The organism is Methylophilus sp. DW102, from assembly GCF_037076555.1.
GTDB classification, from domain to species: Bacteria; Pseudomonadota; Gammaproteobacteria; order Burkholderiales; family Methylophilaceae; genus Methylophilus; species Methylophilus glucosoxydans.
On the sequence record NZ_AP029023.1, the window covers coordinates 383,867 to 399,962 of the forward strand.

Sequence of the window (16,096 nt, forward strand, 5' to 3'; positions counted from 1 at the left end):
CTATTTTTGAATCTTCTTGCCAGCTTGCAGATACAAGGATGCCTTAGAAAATGCCGGTGAAAGGTTGTACTTCAACCCAACTGCCTGCGGGTAGCGGCCCTGAGGCTTCATCGAGCAAGATAAAGCAATTGGCCTGACTCATGCTGCTTAAAATACCGGAGCCCTGCTCGCCTGTGGTTTTTACCTTCCAGTCTGCACCGTCCTTAAACAGGATACCGCGCTGAAACTCGGTACGACCTGCGGCCTTTTTAATCGGGCTCACGCACGCAACCTTGAAGGAAGGTTGTGCGCGCTCATGGCTTCCCATCAAGGTTTTTAACGCCGTTTGCACAAACTGGTAAAACGTTACCATCGTGGCGACCGGATTGCCGGGCAAGCCAAAATAATGCGCTTGTCCCAGCTTGCCATAAGCCAGCGGTCGCCCTGGCTTCATGTTGATTTTCCAGAACAGCACCTGACCATGGGTGGCGAGCAGTTGTTTCATGAAGTCCGCTTCACCCACAGACACGCCGCCACTGGTGATGACCACATCAAAGCGGGCGGCGGCTTGCAATAGGGTATGCTCCAAGGTTTGGGGATTGTCGGCAATATTGCCCAGGTCCTCGACCTCTGCGCCCAGGGCTTGCAACATGCCCCACAGGCTATAGCGGTTACTGTCGTAAATTTGTCCTGCTTGCAAGGGCTGGCCTACGCTCACCAGTTCATCGCCCGTGGTAAAAAAGGCCACTTTAAGACGCCGGTAAACCTCAATTTCTGCGACACCCAGCGAGGCGAGCAAGCCCATGTCTGCCGGTTGCAACGTGTGGCCAGTAGCAAGGACGGTTTGTCCGATAGCGATGTCTTCACCCAGTAGGCGAATATTGGCGCCTTTGCCAGGCAGTTTTTGGATGCTGACATGCTCGCCGGTCACTGTTGCATGCTCTTGCATCACGACGGTGTCAGCGTCTGCCGGAATCACTGCCCCGGTCATGATTTTGATACAGCCACCCTCAGGAATCGTGCCGTTAAAAGGCTTGCCGGCAAACGCCGTGCCGACGATACGCAATGGCTGCGAGGCTTCAGCGAGCCTGAAAGCAAAGCCATCCATGGCTGAATTGTTGTGACCTGGCACATTGAGTGTAGAGGCGATAGGGCTGGCGAGCACCCGTCCCAAGGCTTGTTTAATCGAAAGGCGTTCGGTCTGTTGCACAGGCGTCAGGAATTGTTGAATGTATTGTCGCGCTTGCGATACCGACATGGCATTTGGGTCATAATCCTCTGCGCCCGCCGGGTCGTGGGCCAATTGACGTAATAAATCTTGTGTCTGGTTCATAGCGATGATGATGGCCGTTCATTAATGTTAGTAAACGCTTGCTCATCTTCAAAGCTCACGAATACATGTGGATGTTGCGCTTGCCATGCGCTCACTTTGCGCTGGCCTTGCTCGAGAAAATGATCCAAATGCTCGCGCAGGGCGCGTGGCATCAGGCAGAAAACGGGGTGTGTTCCACTCTGGCTGCGTGCAATGGCCAGCCCATTGGCTTGCTTGTGCAGGTGTTGTGTTTGTTCCAGGGCAGTCTTGAGGCGGCTGACCAGATCCAGCGGCAGCAGCGGCGAATCGCAGGGGACACTCACAATCCACTCGGTGCTGGCATGATGCATCCCTGCTTGCATGCCTGCCAAAGGCCCGTCAAATTGGTCATTGGCATCGGCGACCACAGGGATGCCAAAACGCTGGTACTCGTCCAGATGGCGGTTGGCATTGATGATGACATGATTCACTTGCGGCTGGATGCGCTCCAGCACATGTGCGACCAGTGGTTTGCCCTGGTAATCCACCAGACCTTTGTCCACGCCCCCCATGCGCAAGCCACGCCCCCCGGCAAGAATCACTGCGGTAATCTGCATTAACCACCTGTGTGCGACATAAAACGGATCACAGCGGGTCCTGCACGCTGTAAATCAAAGTCATGGCCTTTGGGTTTGATGTGCATGCCGTGCAAAATCGCTTCTATCAGGGGCTGGTCATCGTCGGGATGCGCACGCAACAGCGGCAATAAATTCACCTGATGGTCCTGGCCCAGGCATAAAAATAATTCTCCCTGGCAGGTAATGCGTACCCGGTTGCAATTTTCACAAAAATTGTGGCTATGCGGTGAAATAAAGCCGATTCTGGTCGCTTGGCCATTGACCTGCCAGTAGCGCGCGGGGCCACCTGTTTGATGGGTGCTCGGCGTCAGTGAGAACTTACTTTTAAGCAGTGCCAGGGTGTCTTTATTGCTGACGCAGCTCTGTTCACGGTCATGCGCCACTTCGCCCAAGGGCATCTCTTCAATAAAGCTGATATCTATGCGTTTTTGAATGGCGAAGTTCACCAGGGCTTCGGCTTCATCATCATTGATGCCGCGCATCAATACCGAATTGAGCTTTATGTTTTCAAAACCGGCGGCGATGGCCGCTTCAAGACCGCCCAGCACTTTGGATAACTCACCTACCCGGGTGATCGCCTTGAAGCGGTCAGCCTGCAAGCTGTCGATGGAAATATTGATGCGTTTGACGCCTGCCGCCTTCAATGCCTGCGCGTATTTATCCAGTTGGCTGCCATTGGTGGTAATGACGCACTCCTCCAGACCGGGCAAATGTCCAATTTCCTCAAACAGCCACAGTGCATTTTTGCGTACCAGCGGTTCGCCGCCGGTGATGCGAACTTTACGCACGCCCATACGGACAAACAATTTAACCAAGCGTGCACACTCTTCCAGTGACATGACCTCGTGACGGGGTAAAAACGTCATGTCCTCTGCCATGCAGTATTGGCAGCGGAAATCGCAGCGGTCAGTAATCGACAGGCGTATGTAGTCCACCTGTCGGCCAAACTGGTCGATCAATTGGGTGGGCAGAGTGGCTGGCGTATGCATTGCAATCATTAAAATTTAAAGTAATCAGCATTTTATGCCCTTTTTTTGCTTTAACAAGGCATAAATAGAGGATATGATGCCAGGGTGATAGAATGTAACTGAATTGTAACTCGTTAAGATGTGAGGTCGGTTTGGATAACACATTAAGCCATGAACAGCATGCGCAAATTCAAGCGCATATTCAAGCACACCAGCATGTACCGGGCGGCTTAATGCCTCTGCTACATGCGATTCAGGAGGATATTGGCTATGTGCCGGAAACCGTCTATCCTGACATTGCCAAAGCCCTGGCGCTCTCGGTGGCCGAGGTGCACGGCGTGGTGAGTTTCTATCATCATTTCCGTACGCATCCGGTCGGCAAGCATGTGTTGCAAGTCTGCCGCGCGGAATCCTGCCAGGCCATGGGTTCAGAGAGGCTTGAAGCCGAATTAAAAGCAAGGCTAGGCGTGGACTATCATCAAACCACCGCTGACGGCACACTGACCTTGCTCCCGGTCTATTGTCTGGGTAATTGCGGCTGTTCCCCGGCCGTTATGCTCGATGAAGAGGTCTATGGCCGCATGAATACGCAAAAAGTGACTGAACTGATTGCCGAGGTATGTCATGGTTAAGATCTATGTCCCAATCGACTCGACAGCACTGTCTTTGGGTGCTGAGCGTACCGCGAAAAAAATCATCCAGGAAGCCCAGGCGCGAGGCCTCGAGATTACGCTGGTGCGTAATGGCTCTCGTGGCCTGTTCTGGCTGGAACCTCTGGTAGAAGTAGAGAGTGCGCAAGGGCGCGTCGCTTTTGGCCCGGTGTCGCCCGCAGATGTCGCAGGCTTGTTTGATGCCGGGTTTACTCAGCCCTTGGCAGACCAGGCGAAAGCCCATCCCTTATATCTCGGCTTGACTGAAGAGCTGGCCTGGCTCAAAAAACAGCAACGACTGACCTTTGCCCGGGTGGGGATCACTGATCCATTGTCTCTTGAGGACTACCTCGCGCATGATGGCTATCAAGGACTCAAAAATGCGCTGACCATGTCCGGCGCTGACATAGTCAAAGCGGTGACTGACTCAGGCTTGCGTGGCCGGGGTGGTGCCGCTTTTCCGACCGGCATCAAGTGGAACACCGTGCTCAATGCGCCCGCTGAACAAAAATACGTCGTCTGTAATGCGGATGAGGGCGATTCTGGCACCTATTCTGACCGCATGATCATGGAAGACGATCCGTTTGTGCTGATTGAAGGCATGACCATCGCCGGCATTGCGGTCGGCGCAACGCAGGGCTATATCTACTTGCGCAGTGAATATCCGCATGCCTTGAAAACACTGAATGAGGCGATCCGCAAGGCCAATCTTGCCGGGTATCTGGGCGAGAATATTCAGGGCTCAGGCCGAACGTTTCACCTGGAGGTGCGCCGTGCGGCAGGCGCTTATGTGTGTGGCGAAGAGACTTCTTTACTCGAAAGCCTGGAAGGCAAGCGAGGGCTGGTGCGCTTCAAGCCGCCACTGCCTGCCATTGAAGGCTTGTTTGGCAAGCCGACCATTGTCAATAACGTGATCTCGCTGGCTACCGTACCGATTATTCTGGATAAGGGTGCACAATACTATGCGGATTACGGCATGGGGCGTTCACGTGGCACCCTGCCTATCCAGCTGGCGGGCAATTTAAAACACACCGGCCTGGTCGAGCTGGCATTTGGTGCGACCTTGCGCGAATTGCTCTACGACTATGGTGGTGGTTCAGCGACTGGGCGGCCGATTCGCGCCGTGCAAGTCGGCGGTCCGCTGGGGGCCTATTTACCAGAGAGTCAGTTTGATACGCCACTGGATTATGAAGAGTTTGGCAAAATCTGGGCGGTGGTCGGTCATGGCGGCATCGTCGCCTTTGACGACAGTGTGGACATGGCGAAAATGGCCCGCTATGCCTTTGAGTTTTGTGCCGAGGAAAGCTGCGGCAAATGTACGCCATGCCGGATTGGCTCTACCCGTGGCGTAGAGGTAATGGACAAAATTATGCTGGGCAACAATCGCGCCAAGCAAGTGCATTTATTGCGTGATTTGTCTGACACCATGCTTAACGGTTCCCTGTGCGCCTTGGGCGGGATGACGCCTTACCCGGTCTTGAGTGCATTGAACCATTTCCCTGAAGACTTTGGATTAAGTGGTAAAGAGGCTGCAGCCTAGGCAGCAAAGGACATTATTATGGACGATATCAAGTATTCCTCTTCGCAGCCGCAATCCCTCAAGTATGACCCAGACAAGGATTACGGTACGCCAAAATCAGACAGCGCAGTGATGGTGACCCTCAATATCGATGGGGTGGATGTTACTGTGCCCGAGGGCAGTTCTATCATGCATGCGGCGCAGTTGGGCGGCGTCACCGTGCCCAAGCTCTGTGCTACCGATTCCCTGGAGCCGTTTGGTTCCTGCCGTCTGTGTCTGGTCGAGATCGAAGGCCGTCGCGGCTATCCGGCCTCTTGCACGACGCCAGTCGCCCCCGGGCTTAAGGTGAAGACGCAAACTCCTAAATTGGCGGATGTGCGCCGGGGCGTCATGGAATTATATATTTCTGACCATCCGCTGGATTGTCTGACCTGTGGCGCCAATGGGGATTGCGAGTTGCAGGACATGGCAGGTGCGGTCGGTTTGCGTGAAGTCCGCTATGGCTACGAAGGCGAAAATCATCTGGGCCAGGCCAAAGATGAGTCCAATCCCTACTTCACCTTTGATCCTTCCAAATGTATTGTCTGTTCACGTTGCGTGCGGGCCTGTGAAGAAACGCAGGGCACCTTTGCCTTGACCATTCAAGGTCGCGGCTTTGACAGCAAGGTTTCTGCAGGCAACAAAGACTTTCTGGAGTCAGAATGTGTCTCCTGTGGTGCGTGTGTGCAAGCCTGTCCGACCGCCACATTGATGGAAAAAACCGTGATTGAGGCAGGCACGCCTGAGCACAAAGTGACAACAACTTGTGCCTATTGTGGCGTTGGTTGCAGTTTTGATGCAGAAATGAAAGGTGAGCAGGTTGTCCGCATGACGCCAAGCAAAGCAGGCGGCGCCAACCATGGTCACAGCTGCGTCAAAGGCCGCTTTGCCTGGGGCTATGCGACGCATGCGGATCGCATTACCACGCCCATGATACGCAAGAGTATTCATGATCCCTGGCAAAAAGTGAGCTGGGATGAGGCAATTAATTATGCCGCCAGTGAAATTCAGCGTATCCAGCAAACCTATGGCAAAGAAGCTGTGGGCGGAATTACTTCCAGTCGTTGCACAAATGAAGAAGTCTATGTCACACAAAAACTGATCCGTGCCGTGTTTGGCGTGAATAACGTCGATACCTGTGCCCGTGTGTGCCACAGCCCGACTGGCTATGGCCTCAAGCAAACCCTGGGGGAGTCCGCGGGCACACAGACCTTCGATTCCGTGATGAAATCAGATGTGATTTTCGTCATGGGGGCTAACCCTACCGATGGTCACCCGGTATTTGGCTCAATGATGAAACGCCGTCTGCGTGAAGGGGCCAAGTTGATTATCGTCGATCCACGTGAAATCGACCTGGTTGCTAATTCTCCCCATATTCGTGCCGACTACCATCTCAAGCTGCGGCCTGGGACCAATGTGGCCATGATTTCAGCCATTTCACATGTGATTGTGACTGAAGGATTGGTGCAAGAGGACTTTGTTAAAGCGCGCTGCGAGTGGGATTCTTATGTGGCCTGGCGTGATTTTGCTGCCAAGCCTGAAAACTCTCCAGAAGCACTAGAAAAAGAATTGGGCGTGCCTGCCAACGAGGTGAGAGAAGCTGCACGCTTGTATGCCACCGGCGGCAATGCGGCAATTTACTACGGGTTAGGGGTCACCGAGCACAGTCAAGGTTCGACCACGGTGATGGGCATAGCCAACCTGGCGATGGCAACCGGCAATGTCGGGCGTGAAGGTGTGGGTGTGAATCCCTTGCGTGGTCAAAACAATGTACAAGGCTCTTGTGACATGGGATCCATGCCGCATGAGTTCCCTGGCTACCGTCATGTGTCTGATGATGAAACTCGGGCGCAGTTCGAGCAGGCATGGGGTGTCAAACTGAGCGCTGACCCCGGGCTGCGTATTCCCAATATGCTGGACTTGGCCGCTGAAGGCAGTTTTAAAGCGGTGTATTGTGTGGGTGAGGATATTGCCCAGTCAGACCCTGACACCCAGCACGTGACCCATGCACTGGAGAATATGGAATGTGTGATTGTGCAGGACTTGTTCCTGAACGAAACTGCCAAATTCGCGCATGTATTCTTCCCGGGGGCGTCCTTCCTTGAGAAAAACGGGACCTTTACCAATGCCGAACGCCGCATTTCCCCGGTGCGTAAAGTCATGACCCCCAAGAATGGGATGGAAGATTGGGAGATTACTGCCAGATTCTCGACCGCCTTGGGTTACCCCATGCATTACGCCCATGCCAGCGAGATCATGGATGAAATCGCCGCCTTGACCCCTACATTTGCTGGAGTCAGCTTCAATAAACTGGACGAGTTGGGCAGTATCCAGTGGCCCTGCAACGACGAGGCGCCAGAGGGGACGCCGACCATGCATGTGGATGCGTTTGTGCGTGGCAAGGGCAAGTTCTTTGTTACTCAATATGTGCCCACCACCGAGCGCGTCAACCAGAAATACCCATTGATCCTGACCACCGGCCGTATCCTGTCGCAATACAATGTGGGTGCACAAACCCGACGCACACAAAACGTGGTTTGGCATCATGAGGATGTGATCGAGATTCATCCGCACGATGCTGAGGATCGCGGGATTGTTGAAGGCGATTGGGTGGGGATTACCAGCCGCGCCGGGCAGACCGTGCTGCGCGCCAAGATTACCGAGCGGGTACAACCTGGCGTGGTCTATACCACCTTCCACCATCCTGAGTCCGGTGCCAATGTCATTACCACCGACAACTCGGATTGGGCGACCAATTGCCCAGAGTACAAAGTCACGGCAGTACAGGTGTCCAAGGTGAACCAGTTGTCTGATTGGCAGAAACAGTATCGTTCATTCAGCGATACCCAGATTGAGTTGTCCGGCATGGATCCGCAGACGGTTGTTTCCTGATGAGCGAGGCCATTAAGGAGGCTGAGGCGCAATGTCGCCTGTCAGCCTATCAGGAAATGCCGGTGCAGCCTGCTGAGCAGGCAGTCACGACGCTGGCGGTGACGCGCTGGCGTCAGGGCGAAGTGACTGTGGTCGCCGATGCCTTGGCGCAAGAAGTCCCGATTGCGTTTGTGTACAACGGGATATCGCATGTGGTGATGATGGCCACGCCGGCAGACCTCGAAGATTTTGCCTATGGCTTTTCGTTTACCGAAGGCATTATTACTGCGCGCAAGCAGATTTATGGTGTAGAGGCTAAAGCGATTGAGGATGACGATGGTCAATTACAAGGCATTGAGCTGCACATAGAATTAGCCACAGAACAATTTGTTTTGCTTAAGGCACAGCGCCGTAATCTGACTGGCCGCACGGGTTGTGGCTTATGCGGTGCAGAAAGTTTGCAACAAGTATTCAAGCATCCTGGCATGACGGCATCAGCGCCCACCAGACTGGATGCGGCCGTGATAGCCAACGCGCTGGCTTGCTTGCAATCACAGCAGCCACTGCAACAGATGACAGGCGCAACGCATGCCACAGCACTTGCCGACAAACAGGGCAACATTGTGTGCGTGCGGGAAGATGTCGGCAGGCATAATGCGCTGGATAAACTGATCGGTTGCTTGTTGCGCCAGCAAGTTGAGTGGACTGCATGCTGGCTGGATCACTGGGTGCTGACGACCAGTCGCGCCAGTTATGAAATGGTACAGAAAGTGGCGATGGCCGGTGGTCAGGTGTTGGTGGCCATGTCTGCGCCCACCGCCCTCGCCGTCAATCTGGCCAAGGAATATGGTTTTTTACTGGTTGGCTTTGCCAGAGCAGGCCAATGTGTTGTGTATAGTGGTGAGCTTGGCCAAACAAGCTAAGCTGGATAGTCACTGGAAAGCGTGTAGAGAGATGGATGTCGAAAAGTTAATTAAAATGGCTAATCAGATTGGCGATTTTTTTGAGGCAAATCCTGATGCCGAGGAAGCGCAGCGTGAAATTGCCAGCCACCTGAAAAAATTCTGGAATTCGGTCATGATCAACAGCCTGGTCAGCCATGTGCAGCAACATCAGGGGCAAGGCTTGCATCCGCAAGTGATTGCGGCCGTGCAGCAATATGTAAAATTGTCTTGAAGTGAACAGGGTGACCTGAAGTTCTGGTCGCCGTTTTCTGTATTACTTGTGGTGTCGCTGTAATAATCTGAAAGACTCGCGATTCTGGCGGGTCTGTTCCCCCTCCCAAATGACGCGCCATTCATCCCCGGGCAACACGTGGCGTTTTCCAGGCTGGTCTTCAATCAGGTACAAATCACAGTCTGCCGGTTTTGCAGTCGCCTGGGTTTGCAGGCGTATCTTGGCATGATAGTGCAATAACTCCTCTTGCGAGCTGCCTATATTTTGCGCATAAATACATTGGTAATGCGCGGGCAAATGCTTGCGCAAGTCTTCAAACAGGGGCTGATAGGTGCGCGCCGCTTCAATCATCGGGAGCCAGAGACTCATGAATACGGTCCAGGCACAGGTCATGCCGATGGCCCAGTTCGTGGCGCTGGATCGGTTGGAGTGTTTGGAACGCAAGACAATGGACAACCAGATCAGGGTCACGGCTACCGCAATCGCACCGTAGAGCAGGCTGAATGGAATCATTTGCAGGCCGGACAGGTAGCTCAGACGCTGAAACAGTTTGACGGGGGTGCCATTGAGCATGGCCCACCAACCCAGCCAGGCAATGGCAATCAGCAGGCCAAACAAGATCAATCCAAACCAGTTTAAGGCACCTGCTGCGCCACGTTTGAGCGTTTCTATGCTGCCAGCTGCCAGCACGGTCAGCGGGACCAGCAAGGGCAAGGCATTCACTTCACTGCGGTCGCTATAAAAGCCGATCAGTACAAAGGCTACGGTAAAAAAGATCAGTCCCAATTGAAAGCGGTAGGTGCTCAGCACGCTCTGGCGAAAGCGCCAAACGCCCCACATGGCAAAAGGGAGTGCTGGCCAGGCATACCAGGCCAAGGTGCGGACAAAATAAGCATGCTTTGTCGGGAGTTGCACTTGCCATTGCGATTGCCACCAGGTCTGCCAAAGTTCGGGAGCCCATTGCTGGCATAGCGAGCACCACAGCCAGATGCCAGGTACTGCAAGCAGCACGCCTGCCAGTAAGGCTTGGGATTGTGCGCGATGTTGACGAATGGCAGGCAATAGCAGCAGGCAAACCGTCGTCCCGATAATGGTGAGTGCAGGCAATACGCCACCCGCCAGAAATGAGATCAGCAAGCCTGCCCCTAGCAAACCTGCAGCACGTAATGGCTTGCGGATGACGAGTGCCAGGGCGTAAAACGCCATGGTGATGCCACTCAAGGCCGCCACGGCCGGCATCATGGTGTGTGCGCTCACCACCAACCCCAGGCAACCTATGAAAATGAAATTGGTTTGTCTGCCAACACCAAAATTCCACAGCTCCCGCCCACTCAAGCCCATCATGATCAGTGTCAGCAACATCCAGACACCAACACTCAGTCGGGCTGCATCATGTATAGGTAAAAATGGGGAGAGCAGATGCGCAAAACCAGTTGCGACCCAGTAAAACAAGGGCGGGGTTTCCAGGGCAGGGTGGCCTGCCGATACTGGCGCAATCCAGTAGCCTTCGGTCCAGCTTTGCATGGACAGGAACGGATGTTCAAACAGGCTTTGGACGATACTGGCCGTCTGCGACTCGAACGGCTTCCAGGGTGAATGCCCTATCAGGCCCACGCACAACCAGATGGCACAGAGCAGGATCAGCAAATGTGTTTTTGCCCGCTCACCGACCTTGGCGCGCGGGGTAGCCATGTTTTCTTGCCAGTCGTGGTCAATGTAAAACTGCATGGTGGAATACAGATCGCGAAGTAAACGCCCTTAACAAGAACAGATTATTCAGCTCAAGCTTAATGCCTATAGATTAAAACAAAAAAGGCAGCCATGCTGCCTTTCTGGACGATCTTCGCCGAAATTACATGCCGTATTTTTGGCGGAATTTCTCAACGCGACCAGCGGTGTCCACGATCTTCTGTTTACCAGTGTAGAACGGGTGGCACTGTGAACAGACTTCAATGTTCAAGTCTTTACCGTTAGTAGAACGGGTTTTAAATTTGTTGCCACAGCTACATGTGACGTTGATTTCCGGGTAATTTGGGTGAATATCAGCTTTCATGCTTTCTCTCTAATCTTAAGCAGTTGCAGTAAACGCGCGATTATCTATGAATTCGTCTGCTTTATCAAGCACAATCTCAAAAATATTTGTATCGTTGGCAGCATTAGCCGCGACGCATACTGTCAAAAAAGTCGTTGTTGCTCTTGGTGGCCTTGATTTTATCAAGCAAGAACTCCATCGCCTCGAGGTCGTCCATGGGGTAGAGCAATTTGCGCAATACCCAGATTTTCTGCAACACATCTTTATCCAGCAACAGTTCTTCGCGGCGGGTGCCCGACTTGTTGACGTTGATCGCCGGGTAAGTGCGTTTCTCGGCCATGCGTCTATCCAGATGGATTTCCATGTTGCCGGTGCCTTTGAATTCTTCGTAGATCACATCGTCCATGCGTGAGCCGGTATCAACCAGCGCCGTGGCGATGATGGTCAGCGAACCGCCTTCTTCGACGTTACGTGCCGCACCAAAGAAGCGTTTGGGTTTTTGCAGGGCATTGGCGTCCACACCACCGGTCAAGACCTTGCCGGAAGACGGGATGACTGTGTTGTACGCACGCGCCAAACGCGTGATAGAGTCGAGCAGGATGACGACATCTTTTTTGTGCTCAACCAGGCGTTTGGCTTTTTCCAACACCATTTCAGCCACTTGTACGTGGCGGGTGGCCGGTTCGTCAAAGGTTGAAGCCACCACTTCGCCACGCACTGAGCGGGTCATCTCGGTCACTTCTTCCGGGCGCTCGTCGATCAGCAATACAATCAGAATACAGTCAGGATGGTTAGCCGTAATCGCGTGCGCAATATTTTGCAGCATGACCGTTTTACCGCTTTTCGGACTGGCGACCAGCAAGGCGCGCTGACCTTTACCAATGGGTGCAATCATGTCGATCACACGGCTGGTGATGTTCTCTTCACCGCGGATATCGCGTTCCAGCGTCAGTGGGATGGTCGGGAATAGTGGGGTCAGGTTCTCAAACAGAATCTTGTGTTTGGTATTCTCGGGCGCCTCGGCATTGACGCTGTCTACCTTGACCAGCGCAAAGTAACGTTCGCCTTCTTTAGGCGTGCGGATTTCACCTTGAATGCTATCACCGGTGTGCAGGTTGAAGCGGCGAATCTGTGAAGGGGAGACGTAAATGTCGTCCGGACCTGCCAGATAGGAGGTGTCGGGTGAGCGCAAAAAGCCAAATCCGTCAGGCAAGACTTCCAGCGTGCCATCACCAAAAATGCTGTCGCCCTTTTTTGCCTTGTTTTTAAGGATGGCAAAAATGAGATCCTGCTTGCGCATACGGCTCGCATTTTCAATGTCGTTGGCGATCGCCATTTCGACCAGTTCGGTCACAGGAAGGTGTTTAAGGTCGGATAGGTGCATGAATAACTCGCAAGATTGAAAAACATCTGAGAGATTGAAAAGGAAACCCGGTTTCGCAGACGTTGAAACCGGGTAAAGAAGTTAGATATTGCTGTCGATGAACGCGCTGAGCTGAGATTTGGACAAGGCGCCCACTTTGGTGGCTTCAACATTGCCGTTTTTGAATAACATCAGTGTGGGAATGCCACGGATACCATATTTAGGCGGTGTGTTCTGGTTGTCATCAATGTTGAGCTTGGCAACTTTCAGGCGACCCGCATACTCTTTGCTGATCTCATCCAAAATCGGCGCAATCATCTTACAAGGTCCGCACCATTCTGCCCAGTAATCAACCAGTACCGGAATCGTGGATTGCAATACTTCTTGTTCAAAGCTGGCGTCGCTTAAATGGGTAATGTTGTCGCTCATTATTGCCTCTTAAGATTGGTGAAGGATGTAAGTCAATAGTAGACAGGGTATCAACAGAAAAATTCTGAATGTGTTTGACTAAATATTGTTTAGGCTAAACGTTATTTGAATCAGTTGAATCAATTGTTTTTGAATGAGTAATTTGCTAAAAACTGAAATTACTAAAAAGATTGCAGCTAGTATAGCAACAGTTTTCAAGCATAATCAAGTTTTTCCCTGCATTATTGTTTGTAAATGCGGCATATCTTCATTAAAAACAAGAGGGCTTGATGTTATTTAACATGTTGCGCATCGGATGGCTGAGTCTATGGCTATTATCAAGCATGAGCGAGACCCTGGCGCAGGAGGTGACCAGGGACTGGGTGATGCAGGATATGGCTGGTCATAAACATCAGCTTTCCCAATACAAGGGGCGTTGGCTGGTGGTGAATTACTGGGCCCCCTGGTGTCCGCCCTGTCTTGAAGAAATGCCTGAACTGGTGACGTTTTATGATGCCCATGTTAATCAAAACGTGATGGTGCTCGGAGTGGCGGTCCAGTATGAGTCTGTGGCCTCAGTCAAGAAGTATGCCGATGATATGCTGATTTCTTATCCGGTGGTGCTCGGTGAGGCGCAAAAGCCGACGGCTCACAAGCCTGAAGTTTTGCCGACCACCTATATTTATGCGCCAGATGGCCGCTTGTATCAAGTTAAACGCGGCGCGTTGAGTCGCGCCTGGTTAGAGCAGTTACTCAAGGAATCCGCGTTTAATGTCCCCGTAAAGCCCTAGTCTAAATGTTGACTGCTTCGCCGGCTGGGTTGATCACGCTCAACTGGTTCTCTTTTGCAAACTGCATCAGCTGCTCAAAGCCAGCCGGATTCACGTCTTTAAGCTTCATATCCACAGACAGGCTGCGTACATTGTTGACCAGTTTTGGTTTCAAATAGGGCGAGTAGCGCAGCTTCTTGTCAACGCCAAAGCTGGCATAGGTGCTGCACATACGGTCTACCCAGTCGCTCGGGCGGAAAGGTTTCCCCGCCAGTGTGATGCCTTGAATAATAATTTCCTGAGTTTCCATGCGGATTCCTTAAAAAAAACAAATTAATAGTCAGGGGTAAGCGTTATCAGTACGAGCACTGGGATGCATAAAAACCTCACAGAAGGACTGCAATGTTTGCGCATCGCGACTGATGCCGCCTATCCTTAGTTGGTATATTCAAAAACCTTGACCACCTTGCTCACGCCTTCGGTACTTCTTGCGATTTCAACGGCATCATTGGCCTCTTTTTCAGAAACGATGCCCATCAGGTAAACCACACCGGCTTCGGTCACGACTTTAACGACATTGGCCGGAAACAGGTTTTCGCTGACAAAACGGGCTTTGACCTTGGTGGTGATGTAAGCATCATTGGTGCGGTCACTGATAGAAGAGGCAAAGCCTATGGTTAAGGCATTGTGTATGCTGCGTACGTTTGAGATTTCGCGGGTCAGCGTTTCAGCCTGGGCTTGTTGTCCGGCGTTAGGCACTTCGCCAGTCAGCAACACGATGCGGTTATAGCTGGTCACATTGATATGTGAAGCTTTATCCATATATTGCGACATGCGCTTCATTGTTTTGAGTTCAATATTCTCGTCTTCAACATAAATGCCTGAGGTGCGACGGTCTGCCGCCATTGAGCCACCGACTGCGGCACCGCCAACGACAGCCGGGAAGCAGCCTGTCAATTGCACGGTCAATAATACCAATGCGATCAGTGAGAGTTTTTTGATCATGAGAATTCCTTGTGATGACTAGGTGAAACAAACGGATGAGCTAATGTGACAGGCATTCAAGCATAAAATTCTACGCTTTTTATGTGTCGATTGCATTACGAATCCATTCTGGCGATTGGTAGCGGCTGTTGTCAAACAGAATGGCATCAAACCGGCAGGGCGGCTGGCGATTCAGGCTTTGCAGGTAATACTGCGCGGCGCGCAGCAGTTTTTGCTGCTTGTGATAGTGAATACTGTCGGCCGCACTGGTGAATGCCCGGTTGCTGCGCAAGCGCACTTCTACAAACACCAGCGTGTTCTTTTCGTGCATGATGAGGTCAATTTCGCCATAGCGGCAGCTGTAATTTTGTGTCACCAGAGTGAGGCCCTGCTGTTGCAGAAAGCGCGCAGCGGCTTGCTCCGCAGCCAATCCCTGATTGTTTTGATTCAGCTTCATAGGGTTCTCACCAGAATAATGCCTGCATTTGGGTTGTTGAATACGCAACGAAACAACTTAGCGAAATGCCTGCGATGGCATAAAATAGTGCGATGACACAGTCAGGCACATTATATGTAGTTGCGACGCCTATCGGCAATCTGGGCGATATCACGCAGCGCGCAATCAGCACATTGCAGCTGGTGGATGCGATTGCCGCAGAAGATACCCGGCATACGGTGGGGTTGTTAAGGCATTTGGGCATCAGCAAGCCTTTACTGGCGGTGCATGAACACAACGAGCAGCAATCGGCACAAGGCTTGATCAAGCGCTTGCAGGCTGGGGAGTCGATTGCTCTGGTGACCGATGCCGGTACACCTGCTGTCAGTGATCCTGGTGCGCTGGTAGTACACGCGGTGAGGCAGGCAGGATTGGCGGTGGTGCCGATTCCAGGCGTGAGCGCTGTCATTACGGCATTGTCGGCCGCAGGCATCGCACAGCCCGGTTTTTACTTTGAGGGTTTTTTGCCTGCCAGTGGCTCGCAGCGGCGCAAGCGGTTAGAGATATTGAAAACGTTGCCAACCACGCTGGTGTTTTACGAGGCTCCCCATCGCATTGTGGAATGTGTCACTGACCTGGCCGCTGTGCTGGGTGGTCACCGTCAGCTGACGCTGGCGCGCGAGCTGACCAAGACCTTCGAGACCATACACACCTGTGGCTTGGCCGAAGCTGTCGCCTGGTTGCAGGCAGACCCCAACCAGCAACGTGGCGAGTTTGTCTTGCTGGTGCATGCTGATGTGCAGGAAAAAGCCGAGGGTCTGGATGAGGAAACATTAAGGATACTGCAACGCCTGTTACAGGATTTGCCCCTCAAGCAGGCGGTGGCGTTGGCAACTGATATCACTGGCCAGAAAAAAAATGAACTCTATGAAGCGGCGCTGGCGTTCAAGGCCGCCAATACTCATGAATAAA

Annotated in this window: 17 protein-coding genes; 7 read left to right on the forward strand and 10 right to left on the reverse strand. The window is 52.6% G+C overall.

Going from position 1 to position 16,096, the window contains the following annotated elements; all coding sequences use genetic code 11:
- Positions 1-43 precede the first annotated feature (43 nt).
- From glp to moaA, 3 genes are read right to left on the reverse strand one after another with little or no spacing between them, the layout of a single operon-like run.
- Positions 44-1,312: a gephyrin-like molybdotransferase Glp gene (gene glp / locus AACH41_RS01785; protein WP_338656343.1), complete on the reverse strand. Its 1,269-nt coding sequence runs from the start codon at positions 1,310-1,312 to the stop codon at positions 44-46.
- Positions 1,309-1,887 carry a molybdenum cofactor guanylyltransferase MobA gene (gene mobA, locus AACH41_RS01790; RefSeq protein WP_338656344.1) on the reverse strand — a complete coding sequence of 193 codons (579 nt, stop codon included), beginning with the start codon at positions 1,885-1,887 and terminating at the stop codon, positions 1,309-1,311. The genes glp and mobA overlap by 4 nt, the downstream gene beginning before the upstream one ends.
- The gene (gene moaA, locus AACH41_RS01795) at positions 1,887-2,897 is read right to left on the reverse strand and encodes a GTP 3',8-cyclase MoaA (RefSeq protein WP_338656345.1); all 1,011 of its coding nucleotides are present in this window, start codon (positions 2,895-2,897) and stop codon (positions 1,887-1,889) included. The genes mobA and moaA overlap by 1 nt, the downstream gene beginning before the upstream one ends.
- A 131-nt stretch (positions 2,898-3,028) precedes the next feature.
- Between moaA and AACH41_RS01800 the strand changes: the two genes are divergently transcribed.
- The 5 genes from AACH41_RS01800 to AACH41_RS01820 are packed head-to-tail and all read left to right on the forward strand — an operon-like array spanning position 3,029 to position 9,131.
- The gene (locus tag AACH41_RS01800) at positions 3,029-3,508 is read left to right on the forward strand and encodes a formate dehydrogenase subunit gamma (protein ID WP_194749169.1); all 480 of its coding nucleotides are present in this window, start codon (positions 3,029-3,031) and stop codon (positions 3,506-3,508) included.
- Entirely contained in the window at positions 3,501-5,066 is a 1,566-nt protein-coding gene (locus AACH41_RS01805) for an NADH-quinone oxidoreductase subunit NuoF (protein ID WP_338656347.1), read from the forward strand. Before AACH41_RS01800 ends, AACH41_RS01805 begins: the two co-directional genes overlap by 8 nt.
- Before the next feature lie 18 nt (positions 5,067-5,084).
- Complete coding sequence (gene fdhF / locus AACH41_RS01810; RefSeq protein WP_338656348.1) at positions 5,085-7,976, forward strand: formate dehydrogenase subunit alpha; 2,892 nt, start codon at positions 5,085-5,087, stop codon at positions 7,974-7,976.
- A complete protein-coding gene (fdhD, locus tag AACH41_RS01815; protein WP_338656349.1) occupies positions 7,976-8,878 on the forward strand; it encodes a formate dehydrogenase accessory sulfurtransferase FdhD in 903 nt (300 codons plus the stop codon). The genes fdhF and fdhD overlap by 1 nt, the downstream gene beginning before the upstream one ends.
- A gap of 55 nt (positions 8,879-8,933) precedes the next feature.
- A complete protein-coding gene (locus AACH41_RS01820; protein WP_275356542.1) occupies positions 8,934-9,131 on the forward strand; it encodes a formate dehydrogenase subunit delta in 198 nt (65 codons plus the stop codon).
- 42 nt (positions 9,132-9,173) lie between these two features.
- Here AACH41_RS01820 and AACH41_RS01825 read toward each other — a convergent pair whose 3' ends face one another.
- From AACH41_RS01825 to trxA, 4 genes are all read right to left on the reverse strand, one after another.
- Positions 9,174-10,859 carry a glycosyl transferase gene (locus AACH41_RS01825; RefSeq protein WP_338656351.1) on the reverse strand — a complete coding sequence of 562 codons (1,686 nt, stop codon included), beginning with the start codon at positions 10,857-10,859 and terminating at the stop codon, positions 9,174-9,176.
- A gap of 124 nt (positions 10,860-10,983) precedes the next feature.
- On the reverse strand, positions 10,984-11,184 hold the full coding sequence (gene rpmE / locus AACH41_RS01830) for a 50S ribosomal protein L31 (RefSeq protein WP_018987393.1): 201 nt from the start codon (positions 11,182-11,184) through the stop codon (positions 10,984-10,986).
- Between the two features lie 103 nt (positions 11,185-11,287).
- The gene (gene rho, locus AACH41_RS01835; RefSeq protein ID WP_194749173.1) at positions 11,288-12,547 is read right to left on the reverse strand and encodes a transcription termination factor Rho; all 1,260 of its coding nucleotides are present in this window, start codon (positions 12,545-12,547) and stop codon (positions 11,288-11,290) included.
- Positions 12,548-12,628: 81 nt separating this feature from the next.
- Positions 12,629-12,955: a thioredoxin TrxA gene (gene trxA / locus AACH41_RS01840; protein WP_194749174.1), complete on the reverse strand. Its 327-nt coding sequence runs from the start codon at positions 12,953-12,955 to the stop codon at positions 12,629-12,631.
- A gap of 269 nt (positions 12,956-13,224) precedes the next feature.
- On the opposite strand from trxA, the gene AACH41_RS01845 reads away from it, so the two are divergent.
- Positions 13,225-13,725, forward strand: a complete 501-nt coding sequence (locus tag AACH41_RS01845; RefSeq protein WP_338656353.1) for a TlpA disulfide reductase family protein — start codon at positions 13,225-13,227, stop codon at positions 13,723-13,725.
- Position 13,726: 1 nt separating this feature from the next.
- Here the strand turns inward: AACH41_RS01845 and AACH41_RS01850 are convergent, their stop codons facing one another.
- The 3 genes from AACH41_RS01850 to AACH41_RS01860 form a co-directional block, all read right to left on the reverse strand.
- Entirely contained in the window at positions 13,727-14,014 is a 288-nt protein-coding gene (locus AACH41_RS01850) for a DUF3579 domain-containing protein (protein WP_194749175.1), read from the reverse strand.
- 125 nt (positions 14,015-14,139) lie between these two features.
- Positions 14,140-14,709, reverse strand: a complete 570-nt coding sequence (locus AACH41_RS01855) for a BON domain-containing protein (protein WP_275356544.1) — start codon at positions 14,707-14,709, stop codon at positions 14,140-14,142.
- A gap of 79 nt (positions 14,710-14,788) precedes the next feature.
- Positions 14,789-15,145, reverse strand: a complete 357-nt coding sequence (locus AACH41_RS01860; RefSeq protein ID WP_338656354.1) for a YraN family protein — start codon at positions 15,143-15,145, stop codon at positions 14,789-14,791.
- A gap of 92 nt (positions 15,146-15,237) precedes the next feature.
- Here AACH41_RS01860 and rsmI point away from each other — a divergent pair, with 92 nt between their 5' ends.
- Positions 15,238-16,095, forward strand: a complete 858-nt coding sequence (rsmI, locus tag AACH41_RS01865) for a 16S rRNA (cytidine(1402)-2'-O)-methyltransferase (protein ID WP_338656355.1) — start codon at positions 15,238-15,240, stop codon at positions 16,093-16,095.
- Position 16,096: the final 1 nt, after the last annotated feature.

Excerpts from the sequence above, each read along its gene's own strand:
- AACH41_RS01850 (WP_194749175.1), bottom strand. The coding sequence starts at position 14,014 with ATGGAAACTCAGGAAATTATTATTCAAGGCATCACACTGGCGGGGAAA.
- AACH41_RS01825 (WP_338656351.1), bottom strand. The coding sequence starts at position 10,859 with ATGCAGTTTTACATTGACCACGACTGGCAAGAAAACATGGCTACCCCG.
- AACH41_RS01845 (WP_338656353.1), top strand. The coding sequence starts at position 13,225 with ATGTTATTTAACATGTTGCGCATCGGATGGCTGAGTCTATGGCTATTA.
- fdhF (WP_338656348.1), top strand. The coding sequence starts at position 5,085 with ATGGACGATATCAAGTATTCCTCTTCGCAGCCGCAATCCCTCAAGTAT.
- AACH41_RS01805 (WP_338656347.1), top strand. The coding sequence starts at position 3,501 with ATGGTTAAGATCTATGTCCCAATCGACTCGACAGCACTGTCTTTGGGT.
- rho (WP_194749173.1), bottom strand. The coding sequence starts at position 12,547 with ATGCACCTATCCGACCTTAAACACCTTCCTGTGACCGAACTGGTCGAA.
- fdhD (WP_338656349.1), top strand. The coding sequence starts at position 7,976 with ATGAGCGAGGCCATTAAGGAGGCTGAGGCGCAATGTCGCCTGTCAGCC.
- AACH41_RS01820 (WP_275356542.1), top strand. The coding sequence starts at position 8,934 with ATGGCTAATCAGATTGGCGATTTTTTTGAGGCAAATCCTGATGCCGAG.
- moaA (WP_338656345.1), bottom strand. The coding sequence starts at position 2,897 with ATGCATACGCCAGCCACTCTGCCCACCCAATTGATCGACCAGTTTGGC.
- trxA (WP_194749174.1), bottom strand. The coding sequence starts at position 12,955 with ATGAGCGACAACATTACCCATTTAAGCGACGCCAGCTTTGAACAAGAA.
- mobA (WP_338656344.1), bottom strand. The coding sequence starts at position 1,887 with ATGCAGATTACCGCAGTGATTCTTGCCGGGGGGCGTGGCTTGCGCATG.
- AACH41_RS01855 (WP_275356544.1), bottom strand. The coding sequence starts at position 14,709 with ATGATCAAAAAACTCTCACTGATCGCATTGGTATTATTGACCGTGCAA.
- rpmE (WP_018987393.1), bottom strand. The coding sequence starts at position 11,184 with ATGAAAGCTGATATTCACCCAAATTACCCGGAAATCAACGTCACATGT.
- AACH41_RS01860 (WP_338656354.1), bottom strand. The coding sequence starts at position 15,145 with ATGAAGCTGAATCAAAACAATCAGGGATTGGCTGCGGAGCAAGCCGCT.
- rsmI (WP_338656355.1), top strand. The coding sequence starts at position 15,238 with ATGACACAGTCAGGCACATTATATGTAGTTGCGACGCCTATCGGCAAT.
- glp (WP_338656343.1), bottom strand. The coding sequence starts at position 1,312 with ATGAACCAGACACAAGATTTATTACGTCAATTGGCCCACGACCCGGCG.